General features: G+C 30.4%; 14 protein-coding genes. 13 read left to right on the top strand and 1 reads right to left on the bottom strand.

The window, feature by feature from the left end:
* Positions 1–679 precede the first annotated feature (679 nt).
* Together Q0842_RS06015 and Q0842_RS06020 are read left to right on the top strand one after the other, a co-directional pair.
* Positions 680–1,090 carry a BfmA/BtgA family mobilization protein gene (locus Q0842_RS06015; protein ID WP_298495488.1) on the top strand — a complete coding sequence of 137 codons (411 nt, stop codon included), beginning with the start codon at positions 680–682 and terminating at the stop codon, positions 1,088–1,090.
* The gene (locus Q0842_RS06020) at positions 1,090–1,749 is read left to right on the top strand and encodes a hypothetical protein (RefSeq protein WP_298495491.1); all 660 of its coding nucleotides are present in this window, start codon (positions 1,090–1,092) and stop codon (positions 1,747–1,749) included. The genes Q0842_RS06015 and Q0842_RS06020 overlap by 1 nt, the downstream gene beginning before the upstream one ends.
* A 15-nt stretch (positions 1,750–1,764) precedes the next feature.
* Here the strand turns inward: Q0842_RS06020 and Q0842_RS06025 are convergent, their stop codons facing one another.
* Positions 1,765–2,979 carry a site-specific integrase gene (locus Q0842_RS06025; RefSeq protein WP_298495495.1) on the bottom strand — a complete coding sequence of 405 codons (1,215 nt, stop codon included), beginning with the start codon at positions 2,977–2,979 and terminating at the stop codon, positions 1,765–1,767.
* Positions 2,980–3,641: 662 nt separating this feature from the next.
* Here Q0842_RS06025 and Q0842_RS06030 point away from each other — a divergent pair.
* The 11 genes from Q0842_RS06030 to Q0842_RS06080 all read left to right on the top strand — a co-directional run bounded on the left by Q0842_RS06030 (position 3,642) and on the right by Q0842_RS06080 (position 21,240).
* Positions 3,642–4,562, top strand: a complete 921-nt coding sequence (locus tag Q0842_RS06030) for a T9SS type A sorting domain-containing protein (protein ID WP_298495498.1) — start codon at positions 3,642–3,644, stop codon at positions 4,560–4,562.
* Between the two features lie 126 nt (positions 4,563–4,688).
* Complete coding sequence (locus Q0842_RS06035) at positions 4,689–7,010, top strand: chondroitinase-B domain-containing protein (protein ID WP_298495501.1); 2,322 nt, start codon at positions 4,689–4,691, stop codon at positions 7,008–7,010.
* A gap of 541 nt (positions 7,011–7,551) precedes the next feature.
* A complete protein-coding gene (locus Q0842_RS06040) occupies positions 7,552–9,837 on the top strand; it encodes a heparinase II/III family protein (RefSeq protein ID WP_298495504.1) in 2,286 nt (761 codons plus the stop codon).
* A 9-nt stretch (positions 9,838–9,846) separates the two neighbouring features.
* On the top strand, positions 9,847–10,221 hold the full coding sequence (locus Q0842_RS06045; protein WP_298495506.1) for a cupin domain-containing protein: 375 nt from the start codon (positions 9,847–9,849) through the stop codon (positions 10,219–10,221).
* Positions 10,222–10,615: 394 nt separating this feature from the next.
* Positions 10,616–13,846, top strand: coding sequence for a TonB-dependent receptor (locus Q0842_RS06050; protein ID WP_298495509.1), 3,231 nt, complete (start codon positions 10,616–10,618; stop codon positions 13,844–13,846).
* Between the two features lie 6 nt (positions 13,847–13,852).
* Positions 13,853–15,466, top strand: a complete 1,614-nt coding sequence (locus Q0842_RS06055) for a RagB/SusD family nutrient uptake outer membrane protein (protein WP_298495512.1) — start codon at positions 13,853–13,855, stop codon at positions 15,464–15,466.
* Positions 15,467–15,478: 12 nt separating this feature from the next.
* The gene (locus tag Q0842_RS06060) at positions 15,479–16,654 is read left to right on the top strand and encodes a hypothetical protein (protein ID WP_298495514.1); all 1,176 of its coding nucleotides are present in this window, start codon (positions 15,479–15,481) and stop codon (positions 16,652–16,654) included.
* 22 nt (positions 16,655–16,676) lie between these two features.
* Positions 16,677–18,176: a PKD domain-containing protein gene (locus tag Q0842_RS06065; protein ID WP_298495516.1), complete on the top strand. Its 1,500-nt coding sequence runs from the start codon at positions 16,677–16,679 to the stop codon at positions 18,174–18,176.
* A gap of 35 nt (positions 18,177–18,211) precedes the next feature.
* Positions 18,212–19,132, top strand: a complete 921-nt coding sequence (locus tag Q0842_RS06070; protein ID WP_298495519.1) for a polysaccharide lyase family 7 protein — start codon at positions 18,212–18,214, stop codon at positions 19,130–19,132.
* A 60-nt stretch (positions 19,133–19,192) separates the two neighbouring features.
* A complete protein-coding gene (locus Q0842_RS06075) occupies positions 19,193–19,903 on the top strand; it encodes a FadR/GntR family transcriptional regulator (RefSeq protein WP_298495522.1) in 711 nt (236 codons plus the stop codon).
* 47 nt (positions 19,904–19,950) lie between these two features.
* Positions 19,951–21,240: an MFS transporter gene (locus tag Q0842_RS06080; protein WP_298495525.1), complete on the top strand. Its 1,290-nt coding sequence runs from the start codon at positions 19,951–19,953 to the stop codon at positions 21,238–21,240.
* Positions 21,241–21,248: the final 8 nt, after the last annotated feature.

The following is a 21,248-nucleotide window of genomic DNA, read 5'->3' on the forward strand; positions in this document are numbered from 1 at the left end:
TCACAAAGTTTTAAAATTTAGCCTGAGACGGACTGCATAACCAGGTTCGTACCTCACTCTTTTTATAAGTCCTTACTTAAACTAAATTTTAGATAATGTTACCGAAAAGGTAACAGCGATGGCGCTATGGGAAGTAAGTGAATATGAAATATTAGAGACTATTTCTATCTCAATCTTTAATAGTAAAAAGACATCAATACATATCAAATTTCTACTTTCTAAGATAAATGAAAAGGAAAACGCTCAAGATATAATAAGTATGTGAATAAATGCCATTGTGTCAACTAATTGACCCCAATCAACATCATATATTATTGGCTTAAATATTGACGTAATATTCTCATAATAGTAATGAAGAAATATTAATGTTTCTTACTTTTTAATTAGATTCTTTCAAAAAATGGAAAAGTTATTTCTTAAAAAATGAAAGTATAATTAATCAACTCAAAAGCTTTTTAGCTTTAGAAAAAAAAGTACTGCAACCCGAAATAAAATGAAGGGATTGTATAGCAAGAGGGTAACACGCTTCGCGATGTTACATATATTAAATTTTGCTGTAGTCTTAATGTTTACAAGGGGTTTTAGAGTTTATGATTTTTTAGGATTTAAGACTTGACGCTACTTTTTACTAAAAACATTTGATAACCGCCGAAAATAGGCAATTATTTTACTAAAAAAGATGGATAAAGGATATGAAAAAGAGGGTTTCGAGACTTTTAAAATCAAAAGTTCAGTAGCTAGTCAATTTAGAGATTTTTGTAAGATGCTATCAAAATCTCAATCCATGACATTACTATTGATGATGGATTTTTTTAATGAAAATGGAATTTCCCCTACGGAGAATTTAGGACCTCGAATGGAAACCTTGGAAAACAGAATCTCTATGCTAATTAAAAAACGTATGAATGGCATGATAGCCATTATGAAGGATATTGAAAAGTCACAAACCAAACCTACCGTAGCGATGATGCAAGCACTTTTTCAAGCAGCGGAACCGCCCAAAGAAAAATTGATTTTAGAAAGAAAATATTTCAAAGAAAAGAAAGAAGTTCAATATCGAGCAAAAAAATTCATTGATAAGAATGACTAATGGAAAAGGTAAACTATATTATTCAGCTAAACGCTGTTTTTGAATGCTTCAATAAAGACGAGAGAATTAAACAGGGTCATATTACATTATACCTGGCATTCTTTCAGAAGTGGAACCGAGAATACTTCAAAAAAACGATAACTATAAATAGGGAATCGACTATGAAGAAAGCAAAATTTAAATCTAAAACAACTTATCACAACTACATAAGAGATCTCAATGATTGGGGCTATTTAAAATATTTTCCATCATACCATCCAGCAAGAGGCTCAAAAGTTAAGATGGCCATTTTTTTTAATTCAGTTGGTCAAAAATTGGCTAACACCGTCCCAAAACCAGGCCAAAATCTGGTATCTTCTTATAAACATAAAACAAAAGAAAACTTTAATAAACTGGCAAGGCCAAAAAATGAATTGGAAGTTTTAGGTTTTTTTAAGGAGAATAATTGGCCTAAAATTGAGGGAAGAAAATTCTATGCATATTATGAAACAAAAAATTGGAAACTTAGTAGAGGACTAAACATTAAAAACTGGAAAGAGAGCGCTAAAAATTTTGTTGAGAAAGGTTTTAAAATAAAGGAGGAATACACTAATCCATTTTCTGGCTATGTGGATAACTTGAAAAATAATAACGTTAAAGATTATGATATACCATTATAAATATATATCAGAATATCAAAAGTTTATTACACTCTCTAAAGCATCATCAGCATCTTTATGCATAAAGTTAGCTTGATAGTTAATAGTGGTGGTAATTGAGGAATGACGATATAGCTTTTGAAGCATCTTAATAGGGATTTTATCCTCGGAGATATTACCGAAGCTATGGCGGGCAATGTGCATGGTAACTTTCTTATTTATTTCAGCTTTTTCTGCAACCCTTGCTAAATATTTATTTAACATAGTTGTAGCAGCGTTAACTTTTCTAAAGACATCCTTCGACGCTTTCAGGTTAACCATTTTCATCTCTGGAAAAATAAAATCATTATCGTCCAGTTTATTAATCGAGTATTGTTCTAAAATAGGAAAAGCTTTCTCGGGAATCTTTAATGACAATAATTTTGAATTTTTATTCATACGATAGTTAAGTCTATTATCAGAAATATCAGACCACCTAATTTTGAGTACATCAGCAACACGTATGCCAGCAAAATAGAAACTGAAAAGCCATATGTTTCTTGCATGTATTTCATTTTCAGTTAGACCTTTGACATTTTCAAAAGCAATGAGTTCTTCCTTATTTAATCCAGTTTTTTGACTTTCAGGAAATTTAATTTGAATTCCACTCGATCCAAATGGATATAATTTTCTATCGACAATTCCTAACTTGATAGCTCTATTATATATGGTTCTTATAACAACAAGGTTATTGACTATAGATCTTTCAGATAAACCAATCTTTGTTTTTAAATGTGTTTTAAAGTTTCTCAGGAATTGTTCATCAATCTCTTGAAAGGAGAGTTGATTTGATTTTGAAAAATTTAACACATGATTTACTCTTACCTTATCCGCATAATATCGAGCCAATTTTTTATTGGCTTCAAGTTCATTTAAAAAAGCTTTTGAAATTTCAGAAAAGCTTGAGCCCTTTGAACCTTTGTATAATTTATCCTTAATACGATTTACTGACAAATCTTGTTTCTGAGCTTGTAAATCCATAAGCATTTTATTCGCTTCAGATAACTTTTTAACCAACAGATTATTAAGATTCGCTGCATTTGGATGTGATTTTCGTACACGAATATTTTTCTCATCCCAATGTTCTAATTCTATATAATGACCAATGTAATGATAGCTGGAACGTCTATTTTTAGAAATTCTAATCGCCAAAGGGCATAAGCCATTTTTATTTGGCTTCTTGCGAAGAACTATTTTTGCGTTTGAAGACATTTTTTTGATACTTTAGATATTAAAGATAATCATTTTTGGTACAACATAGGTACAACAAATATTGATTTTAATTGAATTTAAATGATATCATTTAAAATTGAAATGTTGTTAATCAATTGAATATGAATTACTTTGGTGTTATTTGAGCTAAATATGATTGGACTTAAAATCCAATGTCCATTAGGACGTACGGGTTCAAGTCCCGTCTTCAGTACAGATAAAAAGCCGAAACGAAAGTTTCGGCTTTTTTGATTTTAATAATGACTGTTAAACATTGCGGTACGGTCGGTACTTTTATTAAAATTAAATAACCCGAATTAGCTTTCAACATTATCCTTTCCTATTATATTCTTATTCTAGTTGTTTTAAGCTTTTATAAAAATTTCTATAAGAAATTAGTATTTAAAATAATTTTTATGTTCTAGTTTTATAAGTTAACATTAGCACTAGTAGGTGTTTTGTTTAAGATTAACATAAAAAACAACAAGTTTTATACTCGAATTGGTCGTTTTTTATGTTAAAAATAATAAATATTTAAAAATTAATAGTATATTTGGGAAACCTCAACTGGTTAACCAAATTGGAAAACCAATAAAAGTCTACTAGCACAACATATTTTTGTTAAGAAATAAACTAAATATTTAATTACTAAAACTAAAATTATGAAAACAAAATTACTTTTATTGCTTTTATGTGTATCTGGGATTGGTTATTCTCAAACTCAGCCAACAGTGCACAATGCTACTTTTGACAATATTGCTAAATCTTCAGGATCTAGTTGTTCTTGTTCTGGATGGATTAATAAGGATATTGCAGATCAGTCAGAATCTTCTGATAGAAATTCAGGTACAGATGATGTTGTTAAATTTGATGATTTTGAATCAGATGGTATTTATCAAGAAGTTGAGGTTGTAGCTAATAGTGTTTATACTTTAGATATTGAATATCAATATAAAATAGACCCAACTACAACAACAGGAATTCAAGTTTATATTTTGAAAGGAAGTGCTTATGTTAGTGGTTACACACCTGCTTACGATCTTCCTGCCGATGCAGCACAATCTGGATTTGGTTATGAAACTGTTGCTCAGGTTGAGACAGCTGCTAATCAACTTTCATTTACTTCAATAACTAGCCCAGGGAATACAGATTATAATGATGCAGCACAAATTTCGTTTAATACAGGTTCTGAAACTAGTATAGCTATATTTATTAGAGCCATTGGTCCTTATGATTCAATGAGTCATGGAGATGCTTCTAAAGATAAAGGTTGGATGAATGGAGATGCAGAAATTAGAATGGATAATTTAACTTTAGTAAACACTACTGTTCTTTCAACTAAAGATGTTTTAGCGAGTAAATTAAATATTTATCCTAACCCAGCTCAAGATTTCATTCAAATTGAATCTAAAGATGTAAAAATATCTTCTGTACAAATGTATAGCCTAATTGGTCAAGAAGTTGTTTCTAGCAAAAGTTTAGTAAATAATAGATTAGATATTTCAAACTTATCAAGAGGAATTTACCTTTTAAAAGTAAATTCTGATAATGGAAGTTTGACTAAAAAAATTGTAGTTGAGTAAATTATGATAGTTTGATTTTAAAAAGCCTTTTATAATTATAAAAGGCTTTTTTTACTTTTATAAAAGTGACTCAAAATAAAGCGTACTATTAATTAATAATAATTTTTAACCCAAATGAATTATACTGTGAATTTTAAATTAAAAAAATCCATTTTATTTAGCTTGTTTATTTTAATTTTATCTGTAGGTTGTAAAGAAGTTTCAACTCTAAATGAAATTAAAGTATCTAATATTGAAGAATTAAATAATGCCATTAAAGATGCAAAGGCTGGTGATAATATTGTTTTATCTAATGGCGTTTGGAAGGATGTTGAAATTACATTTATAGGTGAAGGAACCGAAGATAAACCAATAACTATTAAAGCTGAAACGCCTGGAGAAGTGTTTATAGAAGGTGTTTCTAATTTAGCGATTAGTGGTAATTATTTAAAAGTAGATGGCTTATTTTTTAGAAACGGACACGCACCTACTACAAACGTAATTGCCTTTAGAACTAGCGAGAAAAATGTTGCTAATAATTGTACTGTTTCAAACTGTGTAATTTTAGATTTTAATAACCTTGAGCGCGATCAAGATAACCTTTGGGTGCAGTTTTACGGTAAACATAATAAATTAGAGCATTGTTACCTTGCAGGAAAAACCAATGGTGGTCCAACTGTTAGAGTAGATTTAAAGGGAAACCAAAGTATTAGAAATTATCATCAAATTGTAAATAATCATTTTGGACCAAGACCTAGAAAAGGTGGTGCTAGAGGAGAAACTATACAATTAGGAAGTAGCTTTACATCCATGTCGCCAAGTAACACAACAATTGCAAATAACTTATTTGAAGAATGTAATGGTGAAGTTGAAATTATTTCTAGTAAAACCAATTTTAACTTAATTAAAAATAATGTATTCTATAAGAGTGAAGGCTCTGTAGTGACACGCCATGGTAATTATGTTACCATAGATGGAAACTACTTTATAGGTGATGGTGTAAACGAGCAGTATGGTGGAATTAGAATAATTAACACAGGGCATTGGGTTATAAACAACCTTTTTTATAAGTTAAAAGGAAAGAACTTTAGAAGTCCATTGGCAATAATGAATGGAATTCCTAAATCACCTTTAAACAGATATAATCAAGTAACAGATGTTGTTGTAGCATACAATACATATGTAGATTCTAATTCGCCTTGGCAGTTTGGTGTAGGGACTAATATCTCGCAATCAGATGTTTTGCCTAAATCTGAGATTCGTTCTGCAAGACCTTTAAGAACTGAAGTCGTAAATAATGTAATTTACAATTCTGTTGGTGATGCAAACCCAATTATTGAACATGATAAAGCTGATGGTGTTACTTTTGCAAGTAACATAATACATAATAATGGAGTCGATTTTTCAAAGCGTGATGGTTTAACTCCTGCAGAACTTACTTTAACAAATATTGGATCAGATATTTCTGCTCCAATTTCTGGGTTTGATGATGTAGAGATTTACAATGGTTTCGATTTTGAAACTATCACCAAAGATTTATTAGGAAAATCAAGAAGTGAATCAAATCAAATAGGAGCTATTCTAAACTCAGGTAATATAAATTTAGATGTATTAGATAAAACTAAATATGGAGCAAGTTGGTATTCTGATGCAGTTGAAGCTAAAGAAGCTGCAACTCATACAGTAAGCAATAGTGCTCAATTAGTTGCAAAGTTAAAAGAAGCAAATAGCGGTGATATTATAGAATTAAATGATGTATTGTTTAAGATTTCAGAGCCTTTAATTATTAATAAAACCATAACAATTCAATCTAAAGGAAAAGCTGAAATACAATATGTAGGAGCTGCAAATACTCCTGCCTTAGCCTTACATCCTTACGGTAAATTAACTTTAAAAAACATCAAACTAAAAGGTACAAATACGCAATTTGCATTTGCAAGCTTAAAAGAAAATATGTCTAATCACTTTGGTCTGGAAGTAATAGATTCTGAAATAAGTAATTTTGACTATGCTTTAAAAGTTTACAAACAATCTTTTGCAGAAGAAATCACTTTTAAAAACACATCAATATCAGATTGTTTAAATGGTATTGAGTTATCAGAAGAAACTAATGATAAAGGTGATTATAATACAGAATATTTAACCATTTCTAACTGTAATTTTAATAATGTTAAAGCGAATGTTATTGATTATTATAGAGGTGGGTATGATGAGTCTACTATTGGTGGTAACCTTGTAATTAAAAACTCAACATTTACTAATTGTGGTGCTAAAGAGAAAAACAAGATGCTTTTAAATCATAGAGGTATTGTTAATGTGAATATTACAGGGAATACCTTCAAAAATAACTCAGTCAAATTTGTTTCAATATTATGGGGTGCTAAAAATAATCTTCAATCTAACAATACAATTGTTAATTCAGGACAAATAAAAGTTGAAGAAAATTTAGCAATGAAATTGATGTATTAATACAGGTTAATATCTCGATTATAAATATTTACTAATCTATAAAAGTGTCATTCAAATTATTTTATTCATTTTTTTGCATATAAAACAGTTTTTCGGCTTTATAAGCATTGTTTTTTGAATATTTTATAATTTAATTATGTTAAAATTAAGATTTTATTGTAATTTTCTTTGTAAACATTATAATTATCAATATATTTGGTCAACCAATCTGGTTAACCAATTAAAAAGTTCTAAAATACAAGTTTTTTAATTTTTAATATGTTCATATTTTAAGTTCGTATTAAATCAAAATAACAAAAGAAATTTAGAGACAGGGATTTATAAAGTTTTTTTAAAAAATTATTGTTTGAGTTAGTCGAAAACAAACAAGGCTTTATGTTTCCTGTCTCTAAAAAATGAATTATTAGTGGCGTTAAACATTATAAAACTATTCATATAAAGCGGGATTGAAAAGTTAGTTTGATGCTGCTATTTATTCATGTAGCATAATTACATAAAAAATAATTTAATCAAGATATAGTATTCATTTCAAAAAAGTAATATGAAGTTAATAAACAAAATGTCTATTCGTGTGTTTTTAAGTTTAATGTTTGTTGTAATGATTTCTTGTAAAGAACAATCATCAAATATATCTGAAGAGTCATCAACTAATGAAACGGGGCATCCAAGTTTAATTTTAACAGCGCAAGGAGTTAAAGAAATTAGATCAAATTTAGGGCAAATTCCAATTTTTGATAAAACTTTAGCAGCTGCAAAAAAAGAGATTGATGCTGCCATTGAGAGTGGTTTTGATGTTCCAGTTCCTAAAGATTATTCGGGTGGGTATTCTCACGAAACTCATAAAAAGAATTATGTTTTAATGCAAAAAGCAGGCGCATTATATCAAATTCTACAAGACGATAAATACGCTAAATATGTTAAGGACATGTTGTTTGAGTATGCTAAGCAATATCCAACTTTACCTGTACATCCAAAAACAAGATCTTATGCAAGGGGTAAGTTGTTTTGGCAATGTTTAAATGACTCTAATTGGTTAGTATATACAAGTCAAGCATATGATTGTATTTATAATTATTTAACCGAAGACGAGCGTAAAACTTTAGAAACCGATTTGTTTAGGCCTTTTGCCGATCATATTTCAAAAGATAATCCACAATTTTTTAATAGAGTCCATAATCATGCAACTTGGGGTAATGTAGCTGTTGGAATGATTGCTTTAGTAATGGATGATGATGTTCTTTTAGACAGAGCATTAAATGGTGTAAAAGATGACAGCTATAATCCAAATGAAAAAGATAATGATGGTGGTTATATTAGAAAAGATGGTCAAAAAATTGGTTTTTATGCTAATGTTAATGAGCCTTTTTCTCCTGACGGATATTTTACCGAAGGACCATACTACCAGCGTTACGCTTCATATCCATTTTTAATTTTTGCTCAAGCTCTTGAAAATAAAAAACCTGAGCATAAAGTATTTGAATTTAAAGATGGTGTGCTTTTAAAAAGCATAAATGCTTTATTAAACTTATCTGATGCAGATGGCGAATTCTTTTTATTGAATGACTCGCAAAAAGGGATGTCGTATTTTAATTCCTCTTTAATATCTACTGTAGATATAGGTTATCATTTTGGAGGTAACAATCCTGAATTGTTAAGTATTGCTAAAAAACAAGATGAAGTAACTCTTGATGATGCAGGTTTAGCAGTAGCACTAGGTATAAAAGAAGGCAAAGAAAAACCATTTGTTAAAAAATCTATAGAATTATCTGACGGTGCTAATGGAGACGAGGGTGCTGTTGGGATTTTAAGAAGCGATGGTTTAGAGTTGGTATTTAAATATACTGCCCATGGATTGAGTCATGGTCATTACGATAAATTATCTTATGCTTTGTTTGAAGATGGTGATGAAGTTGTTCAAGATTACGGTATGGGTCGCTTTGTAAATATTGAACAAAAAGGAGGAGGAAATTATTTAAAAGAGAATAAAACTTGGGCAAAACAAACTATAGCACATAATACAGTAGTGCAAAATGAAAAGTCTCAATTTAGCGGAAAATATGATATTGGTAGTAAGTACCATTCTAATAAGTATATTTTTAGTGTTAATAATGATAGCTTACAAGTAGCTAGTGCGAAAGAAGAAAATGCTTATCCAGGAACTAAATTACATCGTACCATGGTTACCATAAAAGATTCAGATCTTGATAACCAATACATATTAGACATTATGAAGGTAGAATCAGAAAATAGAAATCAATACGATTTACCTTTTTATTTCTTAGGTCATATTATGCAAACTAGTTTCGAGTATTCAAAGTATAATGTTCCACAAATTTTAGGTAAATCTGATGGTTATCAACATTTATTTAAAGAAGCAAGCGCAACTGTTAAAGGTGAAAACATAAAATTAAACTGGTTACTAAACAATAAGTTTTACTCTTATTCAGCTGTTACAAGTAAAAACGATGAAGTTATTTTAGGGCGAATTGGTGCTAATGATCCAGACTATAATTTGCGTAATGAACAAACATTAATTCTAAGAAAAAAGAATGTTAAAAATGCATTATATGTCTCTACAATAGAATCTCATGGAACATATAATCCGGTTTCAGAATTGGCATTAAATGCCTATAGTAATATAGAACATGTAAGTGTAATACTTGACACAAAAGAATATACTGCAATACAGGTAGTGAGTAAAAACAAAAAACAGCGATTATTCATCATTTCAAACCAAAACAACGATGAACAAGCAGAACATAAATTAACAATTAACAATAAAGAGTATACCTGGAAGGGTCCTTATAAATTAACACAAAACAAATAAATTTTAATTATGAAAAGATTTAGTGAAAAGTACGTCATTACAAAAGACATGGAATGGGAAGTTCTAGGTGGAGGAGTATCTAGAAAGTTCTTAGGTTATGATAACCAAATTATGATGGTTAGAGTTAAGTTTGATAAAGGAGCATTAGGTGCGCCACATCAACATTTTCATACACAAGCTACTTATTGTGTTTCAGGTAAATTTGAATTTGAAATTGATGGAGTAAAGCAAATTGTAGAAGCTGGAGATGGAGTATATATTGAGCCTAATTTATTGCATAGTGCAGTTTGTTTAGAAGAAGGAGAACTAATTGATACATTTAGTCCTGTAAGAGAAGATTTCTTAAGTGGTGGTGAGGTGTCTTATTTTGGAGATAAGTCATAAGAAAAAAATCTGCTAGAAATTGCGAGAGGTAAAACCAGTTTTATATAATTTATAAACTTACTACAATCTCTCAAATAATAACAAGTAATTTTCACCAAAGCAGGTGTTTTAATTAATGTATTTAGCTCATTTCGTCTAGGTTTCAAGGAATAAAAGTATCTAATACTATGTTTTTTTTTGTCAAAACTAAAAATTAACATATATTTGGGAAACCAAACTGGTTAACCAGTTAAAAGTTCGCCAATAAGTTAAATATTAAGTATTTGTAAATACAACAATATAAAAGGATAGGCTAGATTCTATCCTTTTAATTTTTTTTTCTTCCTTAAAAAATGAAGAAAAAATAAAACTAATTCAACTCAAAAAAATAAATTTAAAACTCAAATTAACAATTATGAATTTGAAAACTAAGCTATTTTTTATGGTATTATTGATGTTCAATATTACCATATTTGCACAAGATAGTACTACTATTAAAGGTACAGTTGTGGCAGCAGCAGATAACATACCAATTCCGGGTGTTAACGTTATAGTGATGAATACTTCAAGAGGTTTTTCTACAGATTTTGATGGAAATTATCAAATTGAAGCAAAAAATGGAGATGTATTGCAATTTTCCTACATTGGTTATGTAACCCAAACAGTTATTGTTGCTAATCAAAAAACAATTAATGTATCATTAATAGAAGATGTTGCTACCTTGGATGAAGTAGTTGTTATTGGTTATGGAGACCAAAAACAAAAAACAATTACTAGTGCTTTAACTAAAGTGTCTGGTAAAGATCTTCAAGATGTATCAGTAGCTCGTGTTGAGGATGCGCTTCAAGGAAAAGTAGCAGGTTTAAGAATTCAAACAGTAGCATCAGAAGCTGGTGGAGACCCAAAAATAACATTAAGAGGGCCAGGTTCTATAACAGGATCATCTTCGCCTTTAATAGTTGTTGATGGTGTTGTTTTAGGTAACGATGCAGATATCTTAGCTTCAATTGATAACAATAATATAGATTCTATAAGTGTTTTAAAAGATGCTTCATCTGTAGCTATATACGGTTCTCGTGGTGCTAATGGTGTAATATTGGTAACATTAAAAAAGGGTATTTCTGGAACCACAAAATTCTCATATAATACATTTACAGGTTATAAATATGCTATTAATAACGATAACTTCAATACTTCAATAGCAGATGAGCGATCAAGATTAAATGGTTTACAAAGTGTAGTTGATGGTATATCTTTAGATAGTGAGAACTATGATAGAGTTATTGGAGATTACAACTCTGCTTATGCAGAACTTGAAGCCATGGATTTTATAGCCTCTTTAGGAGATGGTGAAAAAAACTGGCAAGATGAAGTTTTTAATGGTGGTGTTATTAAAAGTCACTCTTTAGCTGTAAGAGGTGGTACTGAGTTAACTAGCTATACAGCTTCTTTGGGTTATCTTGAAGATGAAGGCATTGCTTTAACAGATAATTTCAAGAAATACAATGCAAGGATAAAAGTAGATAGTAAATCGAAAAACAAAAAAATTAAATATGGTGCAAGTTTACGTATTAACTATAACGACCAAAATAAATTACCAGCAAGATTTACAGATCCATTAAGACAATATGGGCATTTGCCACTTCGTTTAAATGAAGAACATTTAAAATATGTTACTAATTTTTCTACTGATGTTGGTACATCAACCGATGCAGGAAAACTTTTTGAAAACCTTGGAGTAGGGAGCTATGGTTTTTCAAGAGCTTTTGATCATGTGTTTACTGTAGACCCAAATGACCCAAGACGAATAGCAAGAGACCCTCAAACAGGTTTACCATTGGCTAGTGATTTAACATCTGGTGGCTTAACATTGTCAACAACAAAAAATGTGCATCCATTAGTACATTTCTTAGAAAGATCTAGAACAAAGAAAAAATTAAGCTTAAATGCCTCTTCTTATATTGATTTTGAATTAGCAAAAGGACTTAATTTTAGACAAACAGTTTCTGGTGTTTTTAGACATAATAAAAATAATGATTTTGATTATTTATATGGTCAAGAAAATAGAGATCAAGAATCTTATCGTTTAGAGCGTAGAGACGAATTAAACCAATTCGCATTTGAATCATTAATAAAGTATAAAAAGAATTTTGGTAAACATGATTTTAATTCAGTATTTGGATTTGAGTATACACAAAGAGACTTTTACAGACAAGAGACAGAGGCTGTAGGTTATACAAACGATTTTAATAATAATATTGCACTTGCAGATGGAGGTACCACGTATACTGATAATGGAACAGATAAGTTAGTTTCATATTTTGGTAGAGTTGATTACAATTACAATGAAAAATACTTATTGCAAGTATCTGCTCGTACCGATGGTAGTACAAGATTTGGACCTAATACCAGATTCGGATTTTTCCCAGCAGCTTCTGTAGGTTGGGTTATGTCAAATGAAGATTTCTTATCATCAAGTGATTTTGTGTCATTTTTAAAATTAAGAGCTAGTTATGGTGTTTCGGGTTCTAATGAGATATCTAATAATATATTCGAATCTCTTTACAGATTTGAAGAAACATTTGGTACAGTTGGTTATAATGGACAAACAGGTGTTAAAGGTCTAACTTTAGCAAATCAAGATTTAGGTTGGGAAAAATTAATTGAGTTTAACCCAGGTATAGATGTTACATTTGGTAGAAGTCTTTTAAATTTAACCTTAGATTATTATACAAGAACTAGTGAAGATTTAATTCTTTTTGCACCAGTAGCAGGTACTTATGGAGCCGATAATTGGTTGCAAAATATTGGTGAAGTTAAAAATGAAGGTGTTGAGTTAGAATTAAACTCTAGACTTATTACAAACGAAAACTTTAGCTGGTCTGCTTCAGGTCAATTTTCTTTAAACAGAAATAAGGTTATGAGTTTAGGAAATAGTGATCAAATAATTTCTGAAATTGCTCAAGATACAAGAGCTACACAGTTTATAGCAAAAGTAGGGCAACCAATAACTTCTTTTTATGGTTGGGTTTACGAAAAAGAAATTCCACTAGAGTGGGTTGATAATCCATTTAACAGGTTTAACAACGATTTTGCTGATGTTTATGTGAAAGATTTAAATAATGATGGAATTATAGATGATGAAGATAGAACTGAATTAGGAAGCCCATATCCAGATTTTACATGGGGTTTTAATTCTGATTTTAGATATCAAAATTTTGATTTCTCATTCCAATGGCAAGGTTCTCATGGAGCTGAAGTAAGAGTTGCAGATTTAGATCAGTTATATTATGCAAGTGAATCTGCCGTAAATGAAGTTGCTAATTTCCCAGATAGAGATTTAACTGTGCATAGAAGATTTACAGATGATCATATTCAAGATGCTTCTTTTGTAACTTTAAGAAACATAACATTAGGTTTTACATTACCAGAGTCATTTACTTCAAAGAATAATATTGATAGACTAAGGTTTTATATAACTGGAGAAAATTTATTGTTCTTTACAGCTAAAGGTTATGAAGGATTCAATCCAGATGCATCTGGTCAAACATCAGATAACGCTAATACACCACTAACATCTGGTTACCAAAGAGGAGATGGTCCAGTAGTTAGAACAATTTCAGCAGGGATTAACTTTCAATTTTAATTAATTATGAAAAATATATATAAAAAAATAATAGTTTGTTTTTCGCTTGTGGCTTTAGTTACAGGGTGTGAAAAAGAACTAGACCTAAGTAACCCAACTGCATTATCAATAGAAGAGTTACTACAAACTAATAATGGATTTGAATTATTGTCAAATGGTGTTTTAGATGCTTATCAAAAAGTTCCGGCAAATGAGTTTTTACTAATTGAGTTACGATCAGATAATGTAAGAGCTAATTCAGAAAACGGTAATTTCCCAGCAATCAACGCTTATAATGTAGATCCTAATAATGGTGATGTATCAACATATTATTCTAATAATATGTCTACCATTAAACATGCTAATACGATTATTGATAATCGTTTTTTAGCGCCAGAAGATCAACAATATACAGTTGGTGAAGCTTATTTTATGAGAGCATTATGTCATTTTAATTTGGTAAGAGCATATCAAAATGTACCATATGTTGATAAAGTTTTAGATATCACTAAAAATGAAGCCTTAGATTACCCACAGTTACCAGAAGCAGATGTTTATGCTAAAATTATTGAAGATTTTAAAACATCAATTGCATACTTAGATGGTGTGGCGCAAAACAGATATCGCCCATCAAAAGGAGCTGCAATTTGTTTAGCTGCAAAAGCATATTTAAGTCAACCTAATCCAAATTATGATGAGGCAGAGCTTTTATTAGCATCTGTTGTAGAAAATAATGGAGCTTATAATTATGATTTAATTTTCACAGAAAGAGATAATGCTGAGCAGTTTGTGTTTAATGCAGACCCTTTAGATCCTTCAATAGATATTTTAACAGATGGTGAGTATTATGCCAATCTAGCTATCAATTATGGTAATGTATTTGGTAACCAGTTTACAGGTGATTATTCAGAATCAGAAATAGTACTAGATGGAGATTGGTCAAATAATTCAGGTTTTGAAATTAATGATGAAGTTATTTTTTCAATTGCATATGACCTTGTTAGTAGTGATAATTATACAACTAGTGATAGTGGTTTAGGTGATCAAGTAGAAACTGATTCAGAGTCACATAGTTTTGCTATGACATTGCAAGGGCCTTCAAATGGTGTAAATATTGCTTCGCTTGATTTTTTAGAAGTTATGACTCCAGAACTACAACCTGTTAGATTTCCAGCTTCAGTAAATCCTATTGAATATGGTTCTTTCCTTTCTAATAATACTGTTGATGTTTTTAATACAAAATTCCCAACAAATGGAGAGATTGGAGATAATGACTGGATTGTTTTAAGATATGCCGATGTATTATTGTTATATGCAGAATCTATTTTAAGACCTAATGAAAATGATAGTACTACAGACCAAAGAGCAATTGATGCTTTTAATCAAGTGAGATCAAGAGCAGGACTAGAAGAAGTAGCTAATCTAACTAAAGAAGAATTATTAGCAGAGCGAAGAGTTGAGTTTGTATACGAAAACCAACGTTTATACGATTTAATAAGATTTGGTGAAGCTGATACAGTATTAAAAGACTTTTCAAATCAAAATAGTTTATTTTATACAAACGAGAAAAAATTCCTTCCTTTTCCACAAAGAGAAATAGACAACATACCTAATTTTTATAAACAAAACAACGGTTACTAAAATATCATAATTATGAAAAAATATTTGTTTAATTTAAAATATATAGCTTTAGGAACATTTGTTTCTTTAACTGCTTGTGTTAGCGACGATTTAGCTAACGTAGGTGATCTAGAAGATATTACAGGTCCAACACCTTTTTATAACTTAACTGACGTTTCTTCTTCAGAATTTGATTGTAATGATGTTGAATTATCGGCTAATTATGAATTTAATTTTCAAGCGGGTTCAAATTTAGCAGTAAATGGTACAAATTATGAATGGACCATTTTACCTTCAGAGGGTGTTACTTTAATAAATAAAGACTTACCTATATTAAAGCAATCTATAGATGCAGAGTTAGCAGAAATTGTAGCTCTAGAAAAAGAAATTGCTAGACGCGAGTTTAAAATACCATGTGAAGCTAACGCTAGTAAAGTTGCTGTTTTAGAAGCAGAAATTGCAGACTTTGAAGCACAATTAGCTACAGCACAAGCATCACTTTCAGATGAAACTATACAAAACGTTTCAGATTTAGAAAGTCAAATTGCTAATTTAGAACCAGCAACATTACAAGATAGAGAGTTAATATTTTCTTTTCCTGGCCCTGGTGATTATACTGTTGGTTTAACAGTAACAGATAACCTAGGTAAATCTGATTACACAGAAAAATTAGTAACAATAAACCAAGCAGTACCAACTATTCCAGTACCAGAAATAGGAGAACCTAGTTTTGATGATGGTACTTTATTTGATGGAACAGGTGATGGTAGAGATTCATGGAGAGCTCCAAGTAGTTCTAAATGGGGTTCTGTTTTTCAAATAAATACAAAATCTGAGTTAGGTATATTACCTGATGGTTATCAAGCAGCTAAATTCCCTGCAGATGGTACCAGAGTTGGTTATCAAGAAATTGAAGTAACTCCAGGAGCTACTTACGTGTTAACTTACTTTAGTGCTTTAGAAAGTAATTCTTTTGGAGACATTACAGTATCTATAATAAATACCAATGCTACAACTCTTGAAGAAGCAAAATTAGAAGCGAATATTATTGCTTCTAGAACAGATAATAATGTTGGAAGAGTAGATGATGTTTTCAAAAAACATGCAATCACATTTGAAGCTGGTGAAAATGAATCAGTAATCATATTACTAACCAATTCTGGTGTTGAAGGTAGATTAGATGCATTTGCTATATCAGTAAAACAATAAAATAATTTAAAAAATTAATATTATGATTTATAAATTAGTAAAAAAACAAAATAGAAGTATTCTTGCACTATTTTTTATGTTTTTAGGATTTATTTCATGTTATGATAGTGGTTACGAAGAGTTTGTAGCACCAACAGGAAATGTTAACAATATACAGCCTAATACATTATTTACAACTAGTGCCAATGCCGATAATAATTTGGCAATTGTATTTAGAAGTTATTCAACAGATGCTGCAACTTATTTATGGGATTTTGGCGATGGTAACACTTCAACAGAAGCTAATCCAGATTATGCATATTCTACTGGAGGTTTATATATAGTTACTTTAACTACAACGAGTTCTGACGGTTTGGTTACTGAAGCAACATCAACAGTAGCACCTATTTTTGTAGATTTCAATTTTTCAGCAATAGATTCAGAAGTAACTTTTGAAAATTTAACATCTGGAGCCAATTCATTGGTATGGGATTTTGGTGATGGAGATACATTAGATTGGAACTCTGAAGATACTGAAGAAGATCCAGATTTTAACCCTATTCATGCTTATAAAACTGCTGAAACTTTTCAAGTAACCTTAACTGCTACTAATTATTTGGGAGCAAAAGTTTCTGTGTCTAAAAATATTGAAGGTTTAGTATTATCAACAGTTCCAGATTTTTCTTTTGATGTTTCATCATTAACTGTAGATTTTACAGACGAATCTGTTTTAGCTGTTTCACATAGTTGGGATTTTGGAGATGGTAATTCTTCAACAGAAGTTAGTCCAACTCATACCTACGCAACAAAAGGTACTTACGATGTAACATTAACCACAACAAATGATGCTGGTGTATCAAGAAGTATTACAAAAGCAGTTCCTGTAGGTGGTGTAGAACCAACATTTAAAGCTATTGTTCTTAATAGTACTTGTAATGATCATACAACTAACACTGGTGATAATGCAGATGCTTGGGACATGACACCAAACTCTACAGTAGTTGATGATGTTTTAGGCACAATAGATAGCCCTTACAGAGCCATTTGGAATAATTCTGAACTAGCAGATTGGCTTGCCGCTAATTGTGGTGATGCAGATGAGCAACCAGGTTCAACAAGTGATGGCAATAAATTTGGTCCAGATGCTGGCGGCGGAAGAGGTGTTAAATTAAACGAAGCTTGTCGTCGTCTTTACCAAGTTGTAAATGTAGAGGCAGGAGTAGAATATTCATTTACCATTGATACACGCTCTGAAGCAGAAGGAATTAATACTGAAGTATTCATTTTAAACAATGAAATAACTTCTGAAGATGCTATTAATACTATAGCTGAACGCGACGCAAATGCAGATGCATATTTATTAATTGATAATGACTTTAATAGTTCTAAGTCTTCAAGTACTAAAGATACTTTTACAACAAGCACATTTACATTTAAAGCAACAACAAATACTGCTGTTATTTATGTAAGATCATCAAGCGCAGTTGATAGTAGTAATGAGGTATTTATAGATAATATAGATATTATTACTCCTGGATTTTAATTTTAATGTAATCCAGCATAATTAATAAGTTAAACATGAAACACTTCCGAAAAGAAATATTAGGTATTTTATTAATAACATTTCTATCTGTAAACGCTGCTTGTCAAGCACAAAAAAGCAGCGTTTCAGAATCGGATGTTAAAATTGAAAAAAAGAAAAAGAAAAAGAAGAAAAAAAAGAAAGTAAGACTACCAGATATTGATTTAAGTCATTGGAAAGTAACTTTACCTGTAACTAATAGTAAAGGTAAACCTTATGAAATTAGTCCACCAGAAATTCTAGATTTTGCTAATATTGAAGTTGCAAAACCATACATGTACATAGATTCTACAAAAGGAGCTATAGTGTTTCATGCTATGCCAACAGATTCTAAAACTGCAAATACAAAATATACCCGATCAGAATTAAGAGAACAAATGGAACCCGGTAATAATAATAAAAACTGGAAATTTGCAGATGGTGCTTACATGCGAGGGGTATTAGAAATGGGTGAAACTACTAAAGCTTCAGATGGAAAATATCACAGAACCATAATCATGCAAATTCACGGCCGATTAACAAATGAACAACGTGATTTAATCGGAGAGGATGATAATAACGCTCCACCAATATTGAAAATATATTGGGATAATGGTAAGGTTAGGGTTAAAACAAAAGTTCTTAAAAATTTAAATGCTACAGATAATGAATTACTTCATGAAGATGCATGGGACAATGACGAAGGCTTTAATTTTGAACAAGAAGTTGGATTTAGAAAATTTTCTCTAGAAGTTAAAGTTTCTGAAGGCAAAATGGTAATAATTTTAAATGGTAATGAATATAAAGTTTATGAAAATATACACATGAGAAGATGGGGTATTTTTGAAAACTATTTTAAAGCAGGAAATTATTTTCAATCAAGAGATGAAGGAGCATATTCCAAAATAATGTATTATGAACTAGAGGTAAGTCATTAATTAATAATGTTATTTTTGCATTATTAAATTAATGAATAGAGAATTTTAAATTAAGAAGTAATGAAATTAGAAACACTTTCAATAAATGAGAACCAAAATCTACAGAATACTATAATTAGTAAAATAGGAGATTTAATTAATTTTAAAAATCTTGAACCTGGCGATAAACTTCCATCTGAAAGAATGTTATCTGAAAAATTCAAAGTAAGCAGAAGTAATGTAAGAGATGCCATTCAAAAATTAGAGTTTTATGGTTTGTTAAAATCAATTCCTCAAAGTGGAACTTTTGTTGCTAATATTGGAGTAATAGCAATGAATGGTATGATTGAAGACATATTAAGATTAGAATCATCAGATTTTAAATCTTTGGTAGAAACAAGAATATTATTAGAGTTAAAAACAGTAAGATTAGCTGCTTTAAGACGTTCTGAAGAAGATTTAAATAATATAAAAGCAGCCCTAGATGCTTATAGTGAAAAAGTGTTGTTAGGAGAAAAAGCAGTTCAGGAAGATTTACTTTTTCACTTAGCAATAGCAAAAGCTAGCGGAAACAGTACGATAAATGCCTTTATGTTAACCATTACGCCACAAATAATTATGGATTTTGAAAAGTACCATGTTTGTGATAAAAAAATGTCTGTTGAAGCCATTGATGAACATACAGAAATTTATGAAGCCATAAAAAATCAAGATTCTAAAATGGCAAAACAAAAAATGAAAGATCATTTTAGCGTTCTATACCAATATTGTTATAACGTGAAATCGGCATAATTTTAAAATAAGATTATAAATAAATTAATAGTACAAAAACTTTAAATATGAAATTAAAAGGATTAAGATGGTGGATTATCGGTTTAATATTTTTAGCTACGGTTATAAATTATATCGACCGTAGTGCCTTAGCCATAATGTGGGGGAATGAGAACGTAGAAGGTTCTATTTCTCAATCATTAGGATTAACTAAAAATGACTATAGTTTAATACTAAACATTTTTATGGTAGCTTATGCTTTAGGACAATTGTTTTCAGGTAAACTTTTTGATAAAGTAGGAACTAGATTGGGTTATGTAATAAGCATTGGTGTTTGGGGTATATCTTCATTCATGCACTCAACAGTAAGAGGCTTATTCTCAATTGCTTTTTTTAGAAGTACATTAGGATTATCTGAAGCAGGAAACTGGCCAGGAGGTGTTAAAAGTAATGCCGAATGGTTTCCAATTAAAGAGCGTGCCATTGCACAAGGTTTATTTAATGCAGGTGCTTCTATAGGATCTGTAATTGCACCACCATTTATAGCTTCACTTTTTGTTGCTTTTGGCTGGAGAATAACTTTTATGGTAATAGGTTCTTTTGGAATCATTTGGATAATTCCTTGGTTACTTATCAATAAAGCAGGGCCTAAAAAACACCCTTGGATAACTCAAGAAGAACAAAAATATATTATAGAGGGACAAAGTTTAGCCGATCAAAACGCAACTGAAGATACTAAAGGTAAAACTCTAAGTGAAATTCTTTCGTATAAAGAATCTTGGGCTGTTGTAATTGGTAGATTCTTTTTAGAGCCAATCTGGTGGCTATTTGTAGGTTGGATGCCAATCTATTTGTTTGATGTTTATGGCTTTAATGTAAAAGAAGTAGGAATGTTTTTATGGGTGCCTTATGTTGGTGCAGCTGTAGGTAGTATTCTTGGAGGATTTGTATCTGGAAAAATTATTGCTAAAACAAATTCAATTGATAAAGGTAGAAAAACAACAATTTTTATTGGAGGTGTAATAATGCTATTAGGTTTAATAGCAACCGTATTAATGGGTGATACTGCAGAGAAATTTGTTGCAATTGTTTTCTTTGTATTATTTGGATTCCAATTTGCTATTAGTAATGTTCAAACACTTCCAAGTGACTTTTTTAGCGGAAAATCTGTAGGGTCATTAGCAGGATTAGGGGGAATGATTGGAGTATTCTCTGTAATTATTATGAACTTTTTAGTTCCTATAGTTGTTGAGAAATTCTCTTATACACCAATATTTGTGGCTATAGCAATATTTGTTCCACTTGGTGTTGGTGCAATTTACTTCTTTGCTAGAAATATTGAATCAGTAGAAAAATAAATAAATAA

The sequence above is a fragment of the uncultured Algibacter sp. genome, from assembly GCF_947495675.1.
Classification (GTDB): Bacteria; Bacteroidota; Bacteroidia; order Flavobacteriales; family Flavobacteriaceae; genus Algibacter_B.